Raw genomic sequence first — 19267 nt, 5'->3', positions numbered from 1 at the left:
TGTGGGGTAAAGCTTATCTTCGTTCCTCACAGCTTTCACGCTTCACAAGGTGATTGGGCACAACAACCTTTTTGGCGAGCTCCCGCTTGGATTGAATCTGATCCAGGAGAAGCTCGACGGCGGATTCGCCCATGAATTCCGTGTACACCTTCACGGTGGTAAGGGATGGCTGCAGGAATTTTGATGTGGCGATATCATTGAATCCGACGATCGATACCTGCTCCGGCACCTGATACCCGGCTTCATGGAGGGCACGGATCGCCCCGATCGCCATGGAGTCGGAGGCGATGAAGAAGGCGGTCGGCAGCCGCTCCCCCTGCAAGGCTTCCTTCATGAGGCGGTAGCCGTCTTCCGAGGTGAAGTTCCCCTTCGTCCACGTGAATTCCGGATGATACATCCCCCGGAGGGCCTGGTACTGGTAGAACGAGCATTCACGCTCGTCCCGGATCGGCTGGTCTTTCGTGACGAACTCCTGTCCGCCTATGTATCCGATATCTTCGTGGCCTAAGGAGGAAAGGTAATCAAGGACTTCATTCATCGCCTTCCGGAAGTCCACGACCACGCAGTCATAATCATCGCTCGGGGAGTAATCGACCAGGACCAGATGGCGGGCGGCGCCTTCGAACAGATCGATTTCCTCTTGGCTGTATTTCCCGACGGCAATGATGCCGTCCAGTCCTTCAAGGCGGGATGGATCGAGGTCGTCCCCGCTTTTGAACAACTTGATGAGGTCGATGTTCCTCTCCTGGCATTCCCGTTCAACGCCTGAGCGGATCGCCATATAATACGGATCCGCCATCTCCTGCTGCTCGGAGTACCAGTAGACCAGGCCGAACAGCATGCGTTCCTTCATCTGCTGGGGATCTTTCCGGTTGCGGAGTGTTTTATAGTTCATATCCTGGGCGATCTGGAAGACCCGCTTCTTTGTTTCATCTGCGACAGAGAGCGTTTCATCGTAGTTCAGGACCCTGGAGACCGTAGCAAGTGAGACACCTGCCTTTTTTGCAATATCCTTCAAAGTGGCCATCCCACTTCCTCCTTCTGATTACAAGCATTCGTTTCTATTATAGCGAAGAAGCGGGCATCACACACTTCATTCTCTGAGTTATTTCCATTCCACGATTGTGCTGCCATATGGTGCAAGCGTGTGGTTTCCAACGGTTTTTTCTTCTCCTGTATGATTGAGGAGGAACAGATGGTCCTTGCCATCCAGCGTCCGTTTATACACTTCGACCCCCGGTCCGGTTTCCATGGACCAGATTCCGTGTCGGTCGATGACGCTTTTTCCGATCTCCTTCATGGACTCCTGATCAAGCCCTCCACCGATGTAATACACCTGGCCATTCCCATAGGTGTTCCGTGTAACGGCGGCTTTCTCTTCGTAGAATGAATCCTGATAGCGGTAGAGGACTTCCGCTGTATCTGGTGTGATGAGATCACGCCAGACCGTGACCGTACCGGATTTTTCTCCCTTGACGGTCAATTCCTGTCCATCGGCAAGCGCCTCGGTTTCATGGATCCGGATGCCGCATAAATCATTAACCAAACCAGGCAGTGCTTCTCCTAGACGGATGTTGTTATCTTCATCCCTCAGTCCCGTCCTGAAGGAGAAGAGGATCGTCCCGCCGTTATCGGCAAACGTCCGCAACCTGTCAGACAGCTCAGCATCCATCATCTGCATCACCGGCACGACCAGTACTTTGTAGGAATCAAACGATCGGTCGACGGGGATCACATCAATCGAAGTGTTCCAGTCGTAGAAGGCCTGATACATTCGCGTCAATTCCTTCGTGAAGTCAAAGCCCGAGCTTTGGACCTGCGAGCGCCATGACCAGATGTTGTCATAGCTGTACAGCACGGCGACATCGGCCTGGATCGGAGCGTTCAAAAGCTCTTCATAAGGTTTGATCTCGGAGAAAAGGGACTGGACTTCCTTGTATTTGCGTCCCCGGTGGTTATCATGGTCCACCACCCCGAAGCAGAACTGCTCTGCTCCCTTGGTCATCCCCCTCCACCGGAAGTACAGAAGGTCGGTGCATCCGTGTGCGAATGCCTGGTAGGACCACATCTTCGCCTGATTCGGACGCGGCAGGTACCCGATGACATCGTGGCCCTGTGCCCCCATGAGTTCCTCGACGATCCAGTAGTTCTTCCCGAGGAGCCCCCGGTTGAAGTCGTGGTTCATGGCCACTTCTGCAGGCGAGATCGGTTCCGTCAGGCCGCCCCAGACCGGATAGTTATCATATGAAACGACATCAAGCTCCCGTGCATGCTCAGGGTGATCGAACCACTTATCAAAAAATCCTCCCGACACATTTGTCGTGACAAGCTGATGATCGCCTTTGAATTCCCTGACGATCCTCACCATTTCCTTCGCATAGCGATTCACGGAGAACGAACGGAATTTCGCCCAGTCGAGCTTCAAGGATGGGTTGTGCGTCGTAACGGTAGGCGTGGGCATCGGAATTTCGTCGAACCCATTATAGGTCTGTCCCCAGAAGATCGTACCCCAGCGCTCATTGAGCTCGTCGACGGTCTTGTACTTATCCTCAAGGAATGCCTGGAACCCTTCATGACACTGCCCGCAGTAGCACTGATCGCTGCCTTCGTGGCCGAACTCATTGTCGATCTGCCAGACGGTGATGCCAGGCTCCTTGCTGTAATGCTTCACAAGCTCCTCTGTGATGCGTGAACTGTAGGTCCAATAGTCCTTGGAATTGAAACAATACTGCCTTCTGCCTCCGAAGCTCCTCGTGAGCCCCCTCTCATCCTTTGACAGGATGGACGGATGCTTCTTCGCAAGCCAAGCCGGGAACGTCGCCGTCGGTGTCCCGAACATGACCGACAGATCCCTTTCTTTCGCCTTCTCAATCACTTCATCAAAGAAGGAAAAGTCGAATTCCCCTTCCCTGCTCTCCATCAGATGCCAGGCGAATTCACCGATCCGGATCATGGTGGATCCCATCTCCTTGATGCCATCAAGGTCTTCATCCATCATGTCTTTCGGCCAATGCTCCGGATAATAATCCACTCCCAAATACATATCATTTCCTCCATTCTATCGTTATCTTGCCGATGTGACTTCACTTGCTCCCGCTCCGGCTTTCACCACATAAAAGCTGGCGTCTCTGCCGGTCTTCCTCTTATAGGCACTCCCCACTTCCTGGATAAAGGACGGGACGGCGGTTTCTGCCACCAGATTCACTGTGCACCCGCCGAATCCCGCACCCGTCATGCGCGCCCCGATCGTTCCATGATGCTGCCAGGCCGCATCGACGAGAGTATCAAGGGCATCACCCGTCACCTCATAATCGACCCGCAGAGATTCATGGGACTCCTTCATCAACTGTCCGAATCCGTAAATGTCCCCATTCCTTAGAAGCTCTGCCCCCCTGCGTGTTCGGTCATTCTCCGTCACCACATGACGGACCCGCCTTGCTTCCTCTTCGGATAGCCTCGGCATCATCCTGGCAAATTCGTCCGGCTTCAGCTCTCCCAATGACGCAATCCCTTCAAGTTTCAAAAGCGCATCCTCACACGTTTTCCGCCGCTTATTATAGGCAGAACCTGCGAGCTCACGCCGTACATTTGAATTGGCGATCACGATGGAGATGCCTTCGAGGGGCAAAGGGATGTAGTCATACTTCAGGCTGCCGCAGTCTAAGAGGATGCCCCGGTTTGCTTTCCCGAACCCGACGGCAAACTGATCCATGATTCCACAGTTCACCCCGATATACCGGTTCTCCACTTCCTGACTGATCAAGACCAGATCAAGCGTGGAGTGCCCAAGGCCGTACCACTCATCGACCAGGATCGCGGTTGCAATCTCGATGGAGGCAGATGAGGAAAGACCGGCCCCATTGGGGATATTCCCCTGATAATACAGATCCATCCCACGTGCATCCCCTTGAAGGAGGTGGTGAAAAATGCCCTTTGGGTAGTTCGCCCAGCCATCTTCGGGGTTATACGCGAGGTGATAGACCGGCACTTCAATGATTCCTGCTTCAGGAAAGTTTTCTGAAAAGAGGCGGATCAAATCGGTCCCATTTTCCCTGGCTGACACATAGGTCCCGACACCGAGGGCACATGGCAGGACGAGGCCACCTGTATAATCCGTGTGCTCACCGATCAGGTTCACCCTGCCAGGCGCGAAGAATGTACGGACACCCTCTTCCTTTCCTCCAAATACATCGGTCAGTTTCTTCATCGTGCATCCCCCACTTTTTCAAACTTCCAGATCGCCGATTGGAAATCTCCCGTCATCACGGTATTCTCTGTCCTCACAGTCCCACTGAAGAAAGGTGGAATCAGGAAACCTACACTCATCAGTTCATCTCCATAGTAGCGGGTCCCGCTTCCCTTCAACTCATAAAGGCCGTCGGGATCAAGTCCCCGCATGCGAACTCGCATGAGTGAAGGGTTCGGCTTCGCCAGCACCCGGTAAAAGGCAAGAATGGCTTCATTGCCATCGGATACCATCCACGCTGCATCACTTCCTTCGAACGGACTCACAAGGCGATGGAACGAGCCGAACTGAATGAGCCTGCGATTGGCTTTAAAGAAGGTGACCTGCTCCCGTACCGCCTCTTTCTCTTCTTGGGAAAGGGCCGTTGCATCAAGCTCGTAGCCGAAAGCCCCGAACATGGCCGTATGGAATCGCGTCTCGATCGGTGTCGAGCGCCCGGTCTGGTGATTCGGTGAATTGGATACATGGGCCCCCATGGAAGACAGGGGATAGACAAGTGAAGTTCCCCACTGGATCTTCAATCGTTCCACAGCGTCAGTATTGTCACTCGTCCACGTCTGGGGCATGTAATGAAGCATGCCCGGATCGAACCGGTTGCCACCGCTTGCACAGGATTCAAACAAGATATGCGGGAACGCCTTCGTCAATCGTTCCAACAGGGAGTACAACCCCAACACATAACGGTGTGCCACCTCTCCCTGGAGGTGTTCCCTGGAACCGACTTCCGTCATATTCCGGTTCATATCCCATTTCACATACATGATATCCGCCGAGCTGAACACATTGCTGAGTACGCGATACAAATGCTCGACCACGTCATCCCGGGAAAGATCGAGGATGAACTGATTACGCCCATGGGACAGGGGACGGTCCTCCACGCCCAGGACCCAATCGGGGTGTTCTTCATAAAGGGAACTCTTCACTGAAATCATTTCCGGTTCCACCCAGATCCCGAACCCCTGATGTGCAGGCATCCCTTCTCGCAAACCATCCAGTCCACGAGGCAGTTTCCTCTTGTCCGGCGTCCAGTCGCCCAGGGAGGATGTATCATGATTCCGTCCTTCAAACCACCCGTCATCGAGGACGAACAGTTCAATGCCGAGATCCGCTGCCTCCCCGGCAATGTCGAGGAGTTTATCTTCATGAAAATCAAAATATGTTGCTTCCCAGTTATTGATCAGGACCGGGCGCTCACGATCGCGCCACTCCCCTCTTGCCAAACGGGTGCGATAGAGCTCATGAAACGCAGCGCTCATTCCTCCAAGACCCTCGTCGGAGTAGACCATGACCGCTTCCGGCGACTGCAGGCTCTCACCCTTTTCCAACCGCCACTCAAAACCGAACGGATTGATGCCGATCATGGCACGTGACACATCATGGGCATCGACTTCGACGCCCCCGAAGAAGTTCCCGCTGTAGACGAGGCTGAACCCGTAAACCTCTCCCGCATCTTCCGTCGACGCTTTGGAACAAAGGGCAAAGAACGGATTATGCTTGGAGCTTGAAACCCCCTTCTTACTGTCGATGGACTGCAGTCCTTTCCTCAAGGCCGTCTTTTCCACATGTCCTTCACGGATCCACGCTCCGTTCAAATGAAGGAAATCATAGTCTTGATCCGGAAAATCAACAGACGCACTCAGCAGGCGCTCCACCGTGATGGACTCTTCTCCATGGTTCACGATCCGGGAGCTCCTGATCACTGCATCTCGTTCATGAAATACGGTATAGAGGAGCTCCAAGCCAACATCGGCCACCCCGTCATGCAAGGTCACGATAAGGGTCTCCGCTTCCTCATCGGAATGCGCATACACACCTGGCAACCCCTCTAAAGAGGGCTTCCCCTTTTCGATTCTGTGAGATTGATAGACAAACCCTGATGTCCGGCTGCCGTTTGCGTGCTTCACCACGACGGCGGGCTCCCGGAAATCGGACGTTCCGTACACAGGGAATTCCTGTTTTAAGAACTCCAGGGAAAAGAGCTGGTCCCCCTCATAGGGAAAGCACATGTTTCCTAAGGGTTCTGACGGAAGCTGAAGCAGATGGGAGAAATCATCCCTGTGGCGGATTTTTTTCCCGTAATACAGATGACCGGGATGACCGTTTTTCAGGATGGTGAAGATATAGCTGACATTCCTCCCCTGAAGGTGGAACTGATTGGTTTCTTGATTAGCAAAGATCGGCACTCAAATGGCCTCCTTTATTTCACCGCGCTGCCGAGCATGCCTGAAATGAACTGGCGCTGGAGGGCGAGGAAGAAGATGATGATCGGGATGGTGGCGATGGTGACCCCTGACATAACCTGACCGTAGTCGATCCTCGATAGGCCGAACAGGGAGGACAGGGCGACCGGGAATGTGTACATTTCATTCGATGACAAGGCGATCAATGGCCACAGGAAGCTGTTCCACTGATACAGGAACAGGAAGATCGCCGTCGCGGCAAGAGCCGGCTTCATTGATGGCATGACAATCCGGAAGAAGATTTTCCATTCCCCGGAGCCGTCGATACGCGCCGCCTCTATCAAGGAATTCGGGAACGCCAGCATATTCTGCCTCATAAGGAAGATGGCGAATGGATACGCCAGGTTCGGCAGGATCAACGCTTGATACGTATCGAGCCAGCCGAAGTTCGCCATCATCTTGAAGAGCGGGATGATCGTCGCGTGATACGGCACCATCATGGATAGCAGGAAGATGCCAAAGATGATGTTGCGTCCCCTGAAACGGAACTTGGCAAACGCATAAGCGGCCATGGAACAGATCAGGAGGCTGAGGACCGTATAGACAATCGCCACGAATAAGGAGTTGAACATGACCCGTCCGATGTCGATCGCTTCATTGAGATTTTTGACGTTTTCCACAAGCTTCGAACCCGGAATCAGGACCGGCGGCTTCGAGAACAACTTCCCGCTCTCGTTCGTCGCCCCGATGGCCGCCCAGTAGAACGGAAAGAGGGAAATCAATGCACCGATGGCTAGGACAACATACATGGTGATTTTTTTTCCGATGGATTTTCTCATTCTTGATCCCCCGTTACTTTGAATTGGATGAATGTCATGATGGCGATAAGCACCACGATGACGTAGGCAATCGTTGAGGCATAACCGAAGTCGAAGTACCGGAAGCCGGTTTGATACAGGTACATCCCGATCGTCAGCGTCGCATCACTCGGTCCGCCTTTCGTGAGCACGAACGGCTCATCAAATAGCTGCAGGGTCCCGATCGTCGACAGGACGACGGTGAAAAGGATGACCGGTTTCAGCTGCGGGATGGTGATGGAGAAGAACTGGCGGACCTTCGATGCCCCGTCCATGCTCGCTGCTTCGTACATTTCTTCAGGGATGTTCTGGAGCCCCGCAAGATAAATGACCATATTGTACCCGACCCATCTCCACGTCATGGCGAGGATCAGGGAAGCTTTCGCCCAGAATGGATCGTTCAGCCACGGGATGGCATCAAGTCCGACGGCCGCCAGCACCTGGTTGATTACTCCATCGTTCATGAGCATGATGGAGAAGATGATGGAATAGGCAACCAGCGAGGTGACCGCAGGCAGGAAGAATGTGACCCGGAAGAACCCTTTCATCCTGAGCAATGCGGAATTAAGAATGGAAGATAAGATGAGGGCGAGCAGTACCATGATCGGTACCTGAATGATCAGGAGGATGAACGTATTCTTCAATGCTTTATGGAAGATTTCATCCGACATGAGCCGCTTGTAGTTATCAATGCCGACAAAGGCAAGATTCGCCCCCTGTCCCGATTGAAAACTCATGATCAGGGACGAGATGATCGGATACAGCATGAACACACTGAACAGCACAAGTGCCGGTGCGACAAATAAGTAGGGAATATAGGCTTTCGTCTTCATACATCAACCTTCTCTCTATGATTCAATAAAAAAAGAGAGAGACACGAGGTCCCGGATTGATCCTGGCTCTATCTCTCTCATCATCGTGAATCGTCAGTTATTGATATCCCGCTTCGTGCGGTCCTTCAATCGTTTGGCCGCATCTTCAAGGGCCTTATCTGCTTTGGCACCATTGAACATATCAGCCTGTGCTTTGATCGCTTCATCCAAAGCCAGGGAATAATCCTTTGTATAGTACGCAGTCGGGATATCCTTCATCTCATCTGCGAACAATGACCAGATTTCCTGACCTCCGAAGAACTCGACGCCTTCAGTGAACACTTCAGAATCATAAGCCGTATTCAAGGAAGGGAACAGACCGTAATCTTCCATGGCCATGATCTGCGTATCGGTATCTGTGGAGAAGAACTCCATGAACTTATAAGCAGCATCGGCATTTTTGGAGGAAGCAGGAATCATCCAGCCACCGCCGCCGAGGTTCGCCGCGCGATTGCCACCTTCTTCAATGGCAGGAAGCGGGAACACACCCCAGTCGCCGCTTGTATCTTTCGCTTGATCCACAATCGTTCCGTAGTACCATGCACCGAATGGAATCGTTGCAACCGATCCGTCAGCCGTGGCAGAAACTGTTCCGTTCCATCCATCGACGTTCTTGATCAAGTCGGCATCGGCGAATTCCTTCTGAATTTCCATGGCCTTCACGGCTTTCGGGTTTGTCAGGTCGATATTGCCTTTTTCATCAAAGTAGAATGCACCCTGCTGGTTCAGCATCATCCGGAACGTCGGATCATCCTTGAACATATCAAGCGGCATGGCAGCTACCCCTGTTTTATCCTTGATGGTCTTCCCTGCTTCCAAGAAATCATCCCATGTCTCGATGTCTTCTGCTTTCACGCCCGCTTCTTCAAAAATGCTTCTGCGGTAGAACATCCCTGAAGGACCGGCATCGAATGGCATGGCGTAGTAATCGCCGTCTACTTGGGCAAGGTCATTCTTGAAGGATGGGAATTTATCTTCATGGTCTTTGAATCCTTTTTCGGAAAGGTTCACGAATCCATCGGGGAATGCTTCTACATAGCCGTGGATCCGGTCATCTTCAACGAGCACGATGTCAGGAAGGCCGACACCGCCGGCTGCAAGACCGGTAGAAAGTTTGTCATATACGTCAAGGCGTCCGATATCCTCGACTTTCAACTTCACATCTGGATTTTCTTTTTCATACGTTTTGATGGCTTCGTTCAATGCCCCGACGTTCACGTTCCACGCCCAGGCTGTGAGGGTCACTTTGCCGTCCTTGTCTTTTCCATCGCCGCCGCTGCTGTTGGAGCTGCATCCGGCAATGATCAGGGTCGCGATGATCCCCATCAATACGACTAACTTTTTCATCCTCTTCATCCCCTTTGTGTTTCGATATGTGTTAAAGGTTATTACCAAGCTGAAAAACTTCTAGTAAGCGTTTACATCTTACTTTTGATTTTAGTAAACTAGTTCGATCAGGTCAAGAGATTTTTTACTAAAAATTTTAATAGTTTTTTACTTTGTGAAAATAGAAGTCGTTTTGGTCGTTTGACCCTCTTTTATTTCAGGTGTTTTGATTGCTTATGAGGACGTTCCTTTTCGCTGCGGCGGCTCGCTTTCCGGCGGGAGGCAGTTGAGCCGCTTCGGCTCCGCCTGCAGGGTCTCAACCTTGCCTCTATTTCCGCAGGAGTCGAGCCGCCTCCGCTTCAATACACTATTGTTTGGAATGATGGTTAGCATCCTTTATGGGGAAAAACCTTTCGTTCGGATAGCCTAACTGGAAAGAACGAGTTTCAGAGATATCAACCAATTACTTTACTAAAATATTTATCCGCATCTTAATAAGGAGAGTGGGCCTCGGACAGAGTTACTTACCCAATCCTGAAACCGCCCCCATCACTTCTCTACCTTTTTTCAAAAACATCAGTAAGGAAGGGCTGGTCGCAATTAGAACCACCCTCTCCATCTTCACCAAAAAGTGCAGGGCAGCGAAGGCCGGCCGACTCCGAAGGGAATAGAGTGCGGGAGAGATCCCGCAGGTACGAGGAAGCTCGAACCACTCCCCCCGGAAAGCGGACGACCGTAGCGGAACGGAACGAACCCATCTATTCTCTACCTTTTTTCAAAAATATCAGTGAGCATGGGCTGAACACGATTAGAATCACCCACCCCATCTCCACCAAACAGTGAAGTGCAGCGAAGGCCGACCGACTCCGAAGGGAATAGAGTGCGGGAGAGATCCCGCAGGCACGAGGAAGCTCGAACCACTCCCCCCGGAAAGCGGACGGCCGCAGCGGAACGGAACGAACCCATCTATTCTCTACCTTTTTTCAAAAAGATCAGTGAGCATGGGATGAACACGATTAGAACCCTCCCCCCATCTCCACCAAAGAGTGAAGTGCAGCGAAGGCCGACCGACTCCGAAGGGAATAGAGTGCGGGAGAGATCCCGCAGGCACGAGGAAGCTCGAACCACTCCCCCCGGAAAGCGGACGGCCGCAGCGGAACGGAACGAACCCATCTATTCTCTACCTTTTTTCAAAAAGATCAGTGAGCATGGGATGAACACGATTAGAACCCTCCCCCCATCTCCACCAAAGAGTGCAGTGCAGCGAAGGCCGACCGACTCCGAAGGGAATAGAGTGCGGGAGAGATCCCGCAGGCACGAGGAAGCTCGAACCACTCCCCTCGGAAAGCGGACGGCCGCAGCGGAACGGAACGAACCCTTCTATTCTCTACCTTTTTTCAAAAAACATCAGTAATGCTGGGATGGTCGCAATTAGAAACACCCACCCCATCTCCACCAAACAGTGCAGGGCAGCGAAGGCCGACCGACTCCGAAGGGAATAGAGTGCGGGAGAGATCCCGCAGGTACGAGGAAGCTCGAACCACTCCCCTCGGAAAGCGGACGGCCGTAGCGGAACGGAACGAACCCATCTATCCTCTACCTTTTCACAAAATATCAGTAATGCTGGGATGGACACGACCAGAAACACCCTCCCCACCTCTCCAACCCAAAACAAAAAGAGCCCCAACCAAAGGGCTCTCTCCTCCATCAGTACAACTTCCCCTGCCGATACAGCACAGTGGACAGCTTCATCACGGAATGAATATAACAATTCTGCCTCAACGAGAACGGATCACCGAAGAACATCGGAAGCACCGTATCGAACGTGTGCGTCATCTTTTCATACAGCATCTTGAACACTTCTTCTTCCGAATAAAACTGTGTCTCGCGCCCCTGCAGCCACTCGAAGTACGACACGATCACCCCGCCGGCATTCGCCAGGATATCCGGGATGACGATGACACCGCGGTCATTGAGAGCTGCATCGGCCTCCGACTCAATCGGGGCATTCGCTCCTTCCACGATGATATTCGCCTTCACTTTTTCTACATTATCCTTATGGATCTGGTCTTCCAGCGCGGCCAGGATCAGCGCATCGAGTTCGAGATAAAGCACGTCGTCCCGGTCGTGGACCTCGGCTTTGACCTCTGCTTCCTCCAGGGCCACCTCAGTATCGGGCAGATCGCCGCGGTTCTTCTGGGCGTATTCGATGAGGCCAGGTATGTCGAGTCCGTCTTCATTGTAGAGCATCACATTCCGGTCGCTGACGGCCACGACCTTGATGGACAGGTGGGTGGACTGATGCGCTTCGAGGGCAGCGACCGACCCCACATTCCCGAATCCCTGGACGGCCACCTTCAAGGGGCGGTCCTCTAGCTTCAACAGATTTTTGGCGAATACGCCATCGTTCTTCGTCAGAAAGCTTTTCTTATCCTTCATGAAATCGTGGAGGAGGTACTTGAGTGAGAAGAACACTCCCTTCCCGGTCGCTTCCCGCCTGCCGAGGGAGCCACCGTTCACGACGCTTTTGCCCGTGAAACTCCCCCTGTAGGGGTGCCCGGGACGGATGCTCTTGTATTCCGCCATCATCCAGTCCATCTCCCGTTCCCCCGAGCCCATGTCGGGCGCCGGGATGTCTTTGTCGGGACCGAGGATATCACTGAAGTATTGGACATATTTTTTGGAAATCAGATGAAGCTCCTTCTCGGAGTAGTCCCTCGGATCAAGGAGGATCCCTCCTTTCCCACCGCCGAACGGCACGTCATGGAGGGCATTCTTCAAGGTCATGAGGGAAGCGAGGTTCTCTACTTCCTCCTCGTTGACGGATTCATGGAAGCGGATCCCGCCTTTATATGGACCGAGGGCATTGTTATGCTGTACCCGGAACGCCGGGATCCTTTCCACACGTCCATTTTCAAGGGCGATCCTCAAAAAGGACTTATGTATATGATTGGGGGTCGAGAGGATTGAAGTCAGCGAGCTGAACGCCTTCTTCCTCGACTCATCCTTCACCCCCGGTAAAAATGATTCATCTTCAAGCAGTGCATCCAATGATTTTTGAACGATCTTCCTTGTTTGACTGATCACCTAATCCCTCCCGTTATGTAAATGCTTTCTTTATCCCCTTCCCCTCCAGTATATGTTAAAAACATTTCCGGCTCAAAAAAAGAGCGCGCCATCCCGGCACACTCCCCATTTAATCCTCAACCATGAATTGATACTTCGTCTTCGCCCGGTATTCTTCTCCCGCCCTGACCATGACCGACTGGAAATCGGAATGGTTCGGGGCATCGGGATAGCCTTGGGTTTCAAGGGCAATCCCCGGGTGGCTGCTGGCCTTTCCACCTGCCAGCTGAGCCCCTTCCAGTCCGCCACCAGTATAGACAATGACGGCAGGCTGATCCGTTTCAATGACCACTTTCCTCCCAGAACCAGGATGATGCAAAGAGATTTCTCTACTGAAGTGTTCTTCAAGAAGGAAAGGATGATCGATGTCAGTCCTATTTTCCGAGATCGGTCCCTCAAACTGGAAGCCTCCTTGTGACAAGGGAAGGATAGTCCCCGTGGGAAGCTGCTCATCATCAAGTTCAAGATATCGTCGTGACTTCAACTGCAGTTCATGATCGGTAACATCCAAGCTGGGATCCCCACTCAGGTTGAAATAGCTGTGATTGGTGAGATTGATCGGGGTATCTTGATCCGGGATGGCCAAATAAGAAAGGGTGAGCTCATCCTTGTCGGAAAGGGTGTAGGTAACCTCAATCATGACGCTTCCGGGGTAACCACCTTCCCCGTCCTCACACGGGACCTCCAATGTCAACGATCCCTCCGTCACTTCTTTCACCGACCACACCTTTTGATTAAGGCCGTTCCATCCTCCGTGTAAATGATTCTCCCCTTCATTGCGATCAAGCAAGAATTCGTTGCCCTCATACGAATACCGGGCAGCGGATAGGCGACCGGCCACCCGGCCGATCATCGCCCCGATACAATACTCATCACCTTGGTATCCTTCAAGGGAATCATAGGAAAGCACGACATTTGCAAGATCCCCTTTACGGTCCGGCATCATGATCGATGAGATGATGCCACCATAGGTCAGGATGGATACCTTCAGACCCGCGGCATTTTCAAGCGTATATTCGAATACCGCCTCTCCTTTGTGTTCTCCAACTTCTTTCTTCATCATGCGTATCCCACCTTATTCGAATTGAGCCATGAACCGCCTGAATGCTTCTATCCCTTCCTCTGTCCGTTTGAATACCCCTGCATCCTCCAGCACCCGGGAGAACTTGTTCCCCAGTTCTTCCTTGATGATCGATGCTGACGTGTCTGCAGTAATCTCTCCACTGCGCATTCCCCGGATCTCCCTCACCCATTCCCTGTGGTGGGCAGGGGCCTCTTCCACGTCGCCATGAAGGGCGTTTTCCACCAGTGAGAGCTCTGTTTTCAGACGTGCCGGGAGGACGGCCAGCCCCATCACCTCGATCAAGCCGATGTTTTCTTTCTTGATATGATGGACGTCCTCATGGGGATGAAAGATGCCGAAGGGATGCTCATCACTTCTCCGATTGTTGCGGAGGACGAGATCAAGCTCATAACGTCCCTCCCGCTTCCTGGCAATGGGGGTGATGGTATTATGGGGTTCTTCATCTGTGGATGCCAGGATCCCTACGGAAGGATCGTTATACTCCCTCCATCCCTGCAGGAGTTCATCTGCCGCATCGAGGAGCGGTCCCGCCTCATCTGCGCTCAGCCTCACGACCGACATGGGCCACTTTACGATGGCGGCACGGACGCCCGGATGGGAGCTCAGGGGACACACCACTTCCTCCTCTGCTCTTGCCATGGCAAATTCATAGCGTCCTCCCTGGTAGTGATCATGGGAAAGGATCGATCCCCCAACAATCGGCAGGTCGGCATTGGATCCCGCAAAATAATGCGGGAATTGTTTCACGAAATCAAGAAGCCTCGCAAAGCCATCGCGGTTGATTTCCATCGGTCGATGTTCCTCTGAGAGGATGATGCAATGCTCGTCATAATACACATATGGTGAATACTGAAGCATCCAGTCCTCTCCGCCTAGACCGAGCCTGATCATGCGGTGATGTGCTCTTCCGGGATGATCCAATCTGCCTTTATATCCTTCATTCTCTACACAGAGGAGGCATACGGGATAACGGTGATCGTGCTTCGGAAGCAGCCGCTCCCTTGCGATCTGGGCCGGGTCCTTTTCCGGCTTCGACAGATTGATGGTGATGTCGAGTTCACCATAGAGGCTATCCACCTTATAATGGACATTTTGGGCAATGCGCTTCGTCTGGATGTAATTACTCAGGCGGCTCAGCTGATAGAAATAGTCCGTCGCCCGGATCGGGTCCTCCGCGTAGAGGGTGCGGAATCGGGCATTCACTTCAGACGGCTTCGGCATGAAGCAGTCCATCAGCTCTGCCATCAGCACCTCTTCTTCTCCCGCCTCGATGATCCCGAGATTCAGGGCTTCCGCCGCAATGGCCGAAAGCAGATCAGGGATATCCATCCCCGCATCCACTCCACCTGCTTCTTCATAGGAATCCTGTTCAAGGACGGCGAGGAGCCGGTTCCGGACGTATACCGTATCTTCTTCCCTGATGAGCCCCGCTAAAAACCCCTTACCAACAAGGGAATGGAGCAGGCGATTGATCGTCATGAAAGATCAGCACCTTTCTGATCGTTGTATCCACGGGGATGGCCCTTATGCCATTCCCATGCGTCTGAGATGATCCGTTCGATGGTCGTCCTCGTTGGCGTCCACCCAAGCACAGAACGTGCTTTGTCAGAAGAAGCGATCAGCCTCGCAGGATCCCCCTTCCGTCTTGGAGCAACTTTTTCCTGGATCTTCTCCCCCGTCACCTGTCTGGATGTTTCGATGATCTCCTTGACGGAAAACCCCTGGCTGCTTCCGAGGTTGAAGATTCCGCTTCCCTTGCCTTCCTGGAGGTAGCGGATCGCAAGAAGATGGGCATCGATGAGATCTTCGACGTGCACATAATCCCTGATGCATGTTCCATCGGGCGTGTCATAATCGTTGCCGAATATCGAGATGCTCTCACGCTGCCCGAGGGCCGTCTTCAGCACCAGCGGGATCAGATGCGTCTCGGGATCATGATCCTCCCCGATCGAACCACCTGCTCCCGCCACATTGAAGTACCGCAGGGACACATAGCGGATCCCGTAGGCTTCATCACACCAGCGCATTAATTTTTCCATGGCGAGCTTCGTTTCGCCATACGGATTCGTCGGCCGCTCCGGCATATCCTCTGTGATCGGCACTTGCTCCGGCTCACCATACGTTGCAGCCGTCGACGAGAACACGATATGCTTCACACCCGCCTCCTTCATCACATCCAGGACCACCCGGGTACCCGAGACGTTATTATCCCAGTATTCAAGCGGTTCCGACACGGATTCCCCAACCAGGGAAGATGCGGCGAAATGAATGACCGCTTCCACGTTTTCCTGGTGGAATACCGATGTCAAAAATGCCTGATCCCGTATATCCCCCTCATAGAATCTCGCTTTCCCGTTTACCGCTTCTCGATGACCTGTTACGAGGTTATCCACGACTGCTGTGTCATATCCTTTTTCCACCAATGCCTGAACGGCATGGGACCCGACGTATCCCGCTCCTCCCAGTACCAAGATGCTCATACGATCACCCTCCCTTTCCATCCTTTGGCGCCATCTGCGCTTTCTGCTGTAAAAAATGATGCCTCATATCCTATCACTCTCTTATATTCATTCCCTACCGACGAGACAAACGCCTGAACATGATCATTCTCCACGAGGGCAATGGCACACCCTCCGAATCCAGCACCCGTCATCCTCGCTCCGAGGACACCGGGTTGTCTCCATGCAGCCTCCACAAGGACATCCAGCTCACGCCCCGTCACATCGTAGTCTTCTTTAAGGGAAACATGGGATGCATTCATCAGCTCTCCGAATTCCCCTAACCGATGCTGGTTCAACAGATGGAATGCCTTCACCGTGCGGACATTTTCAGACACTGCATGCCTGGCCCTTTTTTTCAGGTTGGCATCCGGGATGGCATGTTCGTACTTCTCGAACTCAACAAGGCTCAAATCCCCGAGTGTCTCGATCCCGACAACACGCTGCAGGTGAGACAATGCCTTTTCACACTCCAACCGGCGCTCATTGTACTTGGAGGAAGCAAGCTCCCGGCGCTTATTCGTATTCATGATGACGAGGCTGTGCCCTTCAAAGGGCAATGGAGCGTATTCATGTTCAAGGGACCGGACATCCAGAAGGATCCCATAGCCTGCCTTTCCCATACCGATGGAAAACTGATCCATGATCCCACTGTTCACACCGATAAAGTCGTTCTCCGTCTTCATCCCCAGCTGCACCAATCGGCTCCGATCCACATCGAGGTGAAACAACTCCTGCAAAGCCACTCCCGTCACAAGCTCAAGGGATGCCGAAGACGACAGCCCCGCCCCGTTGGGTAAATTTCCGTAGAATAAGAGATCGATCCCCGATTCCAATCGATGCCCATCCTGTACAAGGGAAGCCATCATCCCTTTTGGATAATTGGCCCATCCATCGCTTTTGACGTAATTCAGGTCATCAACGGAAAACGTGATGATCCCTTCTTCCGGAAAGTTCAAAGAATGGACCCTGACCAGCCGGTCTTCCCGTTTCTTAACCGCCACATATGTCCCAAGACTGATGGCACAGGGAAACACATGCCCCCCGTTATAATCCGTATGCTCACCTATCAAATTGACCCGGCCCGGAGCAAAGAACACCCGGTCTGCAGCCGACCCAAACACCCGTTGAAAATCGTTCAGTAATTCCACCCTGATCCCCCACTTTCACGCACAATAGAAATCGCTTTCATTTAAATCATAAAGGAAGTCGGGTAAAAGCGTCAATTTATTTTAGTAAAACTTTTACTAAACGAGTCTTTCGGACGATGCTGGCAAATGAGGGATAAAAGAGGATAGCGGCATATGGAATCCGGAACACCCCTCCTATTCAAACTAAAAACAGAACCTGGGACAACCGAGTCCTGGTCATAATAAAACCCGGATTCACATGCCTGCAGTAAGGCATGTGAATCCGGGTCTTTAATTTGTTTCACTTCAAGAATATTCCCGATCCAGGTCCGAGAGGTAATCCGAGATAATACCATAGGACAAAGAACAAGGCCCATGAGATGGCGAAGAAGATCGTATACGGAAGCATCACCGATATGAGTGAGCCGAGTCCGAGGTTCTTATCGTATTTCTTCGCCAAGGCGAGCAGGATGGCAAAGTAGGCGAACATCGGCGTAATCGGGTTCGTGATGGAATCGCCGATCCGATAGGCGAGCTGCGTCATCGCCGGGTCAAAGCCGAGGATCATGAACATCGGAACGAATACAGGTCCGAGGATGGCCCATTTCGCCGAAGCGCTTCCGATGAAAAGGTTGAGGAAGGCCGTGATGACGATGAATCCGAGAATGAGGGGCAGCCCTTCAAGTCCAAGGCCCTCCAGGACTCCAGCTCCTTTGATGGCAAGGATGACACCCAGGTTGCTCCAGTTGAAATAGGTGATGAACTGTGCCGAGAAGAAGGCGAGGACGATATACATCCCCATGGTCCCCATGGAGGTGGCCATCGCCTGCGCCACATCCTTATCGTTGCGCAACTCTTTCGTGATGAAGCCGTAGACCACTGCCGGAAGGAGGAACAAGCCCATGATCAGCGGTACAAGGGAGTTCATGAACGGAGAAATGATGATGGAACCATTCTCCCCCCTAAGGGCACCGTTTTCCGGCACGATCGTCCAGGCGACGAGGGCGAGGAACAGAAGCGTTGTGACTCCTGCCCACTTTAACCCTCTGGTCTCAAGGGCCGACAGCTTGTCCATTTTCATCTGGGGCCCCGTATAAGCAGGCAGTCGCGGTTCGACGATTCTTTCCGTCACCCATACGGCAACGGGAATGATGATGATACAGGAAGCCATGAGGAAGTACCAGTTCATGGCCGGATTTGCGACAAAATCCTTGTCGATGATTTGAGCCGATGACTCCGTGAAGCCAGCCAAAAGGGCGTCAAGCATGTTGACGATGAGATTGGCACTGAATCCGCCTGCCACTGATGCATACGCTGCCACCATTCCGGCGATCGGGTGCCGTCCCACGCTTGCAAACACCATGGCGGCAATCGGTGGAAGGACGATGAATCCGGCATCCCCTGCGATATTGGCAAGAATCCCCGAGAATACGATGCTGATGGTTATCAGTTTAGGCGAGGTGGAGTACACGACCTTTTTCAGAAGCGCTGAAATGAGCCCGACTCCTTCTGCGACACCCACACCGATCATCGTGACAAGCACCACCCCGAGTGGGGGGAAATCGGCAAAGTTTTTGACCATATTGGTCATCATCCGCTGCAGTCCTTCTGCCGAAAGGAGGCTGACCACAGTGACTTCTTCACCGGTGGACGGATGGATGGCCTTCCACCCTGCTGCAGAGCCTATGTAGGATACGATAATGACAATGAAGGCGAAAATGATAAATAAGGTGACGGGGTCTGGAAGCTTATTCCCCGTTTTCTCCACAATGTCCAGCATTTTACCAAACCAGTTCTTTTTTGTCCTGTCCATCTCTTGATTCGTCTTTCGAACCGATTCCATCTGATCACTCCTGTTGTTTTCTGAAAATTTGTATTACGACTGATTATATAGGAGTGAATCAAAAATGCCATGTGATATCCTACAAAATAGAAGTTAATTATTTGT

At 52.5% G+C, this 19267-nt stretch carries 14 protein-coding genes; all 14 read right to left on the bottom strand.

Annotation, left to right across the window (positions count from 1 at the left end; translation table 11 throughout):
• Nucleotides 1-13: 13 nt before the first annotated feature.
• The 14 genes from AF331_RS15575 to AF331_RS15510 all read right to left on the bottom strand — a co-directional run bounded on the left by AF331_RS15575 (nt 14) and on the right by AF331_RS15510 (nt 19162).
• Complete coding sequence (locus tag AF331_RS15575) at nt 14-1027, bottom strand: LacI family DNA-binding transcriptional regulator (protein ID WP_053429031.1); 1014 nt, start codon at nt 1025-1027, stop codon at nt 14-16.
• 78 nt (nt 1028-1105) lie between these two features.
• Complete coding sequence (locus tag AF331_RS15570; RefSeq protein ID WP_053429030.1) at nt 1106-3043, bottom strand: beta-galactosidase; 1938 nt, start codon at nt 3041-3043, stop codon at nt 1106-1108.
• Nucleotides 3044-3064: 21 nt separating this feature from the next.
• Nucleotides 3065-4207, bottom strand: coding sequence for a galactokinase (locus tag AF331_RS15565; protein WP_053429029.1), 1143 nt, complete (start codon nt 4205-4207; stop codon nt 3065-3067).
• Nucleotides 4204-6429 (bottom strand): alpha-galactosidase, encoded by a 2226-nt coding sequence (locus tag AF331_RS15560; protein WP_053429028.1) that lies wholly within the window; start codon nt 6427-6429, stop codon nt 4204-4206. The genes AF331_RS15565 and AF331_RS15560 overlap by 4 nt, the downstream gene beginning before the upstream one ends.
• A 14-nt stretch (nt 6430-6443) precedes the next feature.
• Nucleotides 6444-7265, bottom strand: a complete 822-nt coding sequence (locus AF331_RS15555; protein ID WP_053429027.1) for a carbohydrate ABC transporter permease — start codon at nt 7263-7265, stop codon at nt 6444-6446.
• Entirely contained in the window at nt 7262-8116 is an 855-nt protein-coding gene (locus tag AF331_RS15550; protein ID WP_048006566.1) for a carbohydrate ABC transporter permease, read from the bottom strand. The genes AF331_RS15555 and AF331_RS15550 overlap by 4 nt, the downstream gene beginning before the upstream one ends.
• Nucleotides 8117-8209: 93 nt before the next feature.
• On the bottom strand, nt 8210-9502 hold the full coding sequence (locus AF331_RS15545) for an ABC transporter substrate-binding protein (protein ID WP_235576414.1): 1293 nt from the start codon (nt 9500-9502) through the stop codon (nt 8210-8212).
• A gap of 213 nt (nt 9503-9715) precedes the next feature.
• Nucleotides 9716-9874 (bottom strand): hypothetical protein, encoded by a 159-nt coding sequence (locus AF331_RS22520; RefSeq protein WP_160316568.1) that lies wholly within the window; start codon nt 9872-9874, stop codon nt 9716-9718.
• Nucleotides 9875-11188: 1314 nt separating this feature from the next.
• A complete protein-coding gene (locus tag AF331_RS15535; protein ID WP_053429024.1) occupies nt 11189-12568 on the bottom strand; it encodes a Glu/Leu/Phe/Val family dehydrogenase in 1380 nt (459 codons plus the stop codon).
• A 109-nt stretch (nt 12569-12677) separates the two neighbouring features.
• Complete coding sequence (locus AF331_RS15530; RefSeq protein ID WP_053429023.1) at nt 12678-13670, bottom strand: aldose epimerase family protein; 993 nt, start codon at nt 13668-13670, stop codon at nt 12678-12680.
• 12 nt (nt 13671-13682) lie between these two features.
• Complete coding sequence (locus tag AF331_RS15525; RefSeq protein ID WP_053429022.1) at nt 13683-15170, bottom strand: UDP-glucose--hexose-1-phosphate uridylyltransferase; 1488 nt, start codon at nt 15168-15170, stop codon at nt 13683-13685.
• Nucleotides 15167-16171, bottom strand: coding sequence for a UDP-glucose 4-epimerase GalE (gene galE / locus AF331_RS15520; RefSeq protein WP_053429021.1), 1005 nt, complete (start codon nt 16169-16171; stop codon nt 15167-15169). Before galE ends, AF331_RS15525 begins: the two co-directional genes overlap by 4 nt.
• Nucleotides 16168-17346 carry a galactokinase gene (locus AF331_RS15515; RefSeq protein WP_053429020.1) on the bottom strand — a complete coding sequence of 393 codons (1179 nt, stop codon included), beginning with the start codon at nt 17344-17346 and terminating at the stop codon, nt 16168-16170. The genes galE and AF331_RS15515 overlap by 4 nt, the downstream gene beginning before the upstream one ends.
• Nucleotides 17347-17620: 274 nt before the next feature.
• Nucleotides 17621-19162 carry an AbgT family transporter gene (locus AF331_RS15510; protein WP_285813532.1) on the bottom strand — a complete coding sequence of 514 codons (1542 nt, stop codon included), beginning with the start codon at nt 19160-19162 and terminating at the stop codon, nt 17621-17623.
• Nucleotides 19163-19267: the final 105 nt, after the last annotated feature.

The sequence above is a fragment of the Rossellomorea marisflavi genome (assembly GCF_001274775.1).
Lineage (GTDB): Bacteria > Bacillota > Bacilli > Bacillales > Bacillaceae_B > Rossellomorea > Rossellomorea marisflavi.
Note: the sequence above shows the minus strand (reverse complement) of the source record. Positions and strands in the feature narration are given on the sequence as shown.

Bases quoted from the DNA above. Each gene is read 5' to 3' on its own strand.
- AF331_RS15510 (WP_285813532.1), bottom strand. From the start codon at position 19,162: ATGGAATCGGTTCGAAAGACGAATCAAGAGATGGACAGGACAAAAAAG.
- AF331_RS15570 (WP_053429030.1), bottom strand. From the start codon at position 3,043: ATGTATTTGGGAGTGGATTATTATCCGGAGCATTGGCCGAAAGACATG.
- AF331_RS15550 (WP_048006566.1), bottom strand. From the start codon at position 8,116: ATGAAGACGAAAGCCTATATTCCCTACTTATTTGTCGCACCGGCACTT.
- AF331_RS15545 (WP_235576414.1), bottom strand. From the start codon at position 9,502: ATGAAAAAGTTAGTCGTATTGATGGGGATCATCGCGACCCTGATCATT.
- AF331_RS15525 (WP_053429022.1), bottom strand. From the start codon at position 15,170: ATGACGATCAATCGCCTGCTCCATTCCCTTGTTGGTAAGGGGTTTTTA.
- galE (WP_053429021.1), bottom strand. From the start codon at position 16,171: ATGAGCATCTTGGTACTGGGAGGAGCGGGATACGTCGGGTCCCATGCC.
- AF331_RS15530 (WP_053429023.1), bottom strand. From the start codon at position 13,670: ATGATGAAGAAAGAAGTTGGAGAACACAAAGGAGAGGCGGTATTCGAA.
- AF331_RS15555 (WP_053429027.1), bottom strand. From the start codon at position 7,265: ATGAGAAAATCCATCGGAAAAAAAATCACCATGTATGTTGTCCTAGCC.
- AF331_RS15565 (WP_053429029.1), bottom strand. From the start codon at position 4,207: ATGAAGAAACTGACCGATGTATTTGGAGGAAAGGAAGAGGGTGTCCGT.
- AF331_RS15575 (WP_053429031.1), bottom strand. From the start codon at position 1,027: ATGGCCACTTTGAAGGATATTGCAAAAAAGGCAGGTGTCTCACTTGCT.
- AF331_RS22520 (WP_160316568.1), bottom strand. From the start codon at position 9,874: ATGCTAACCATCATTCCAAACAATAGTGTATTGAAGCGGAGGCGGCTC.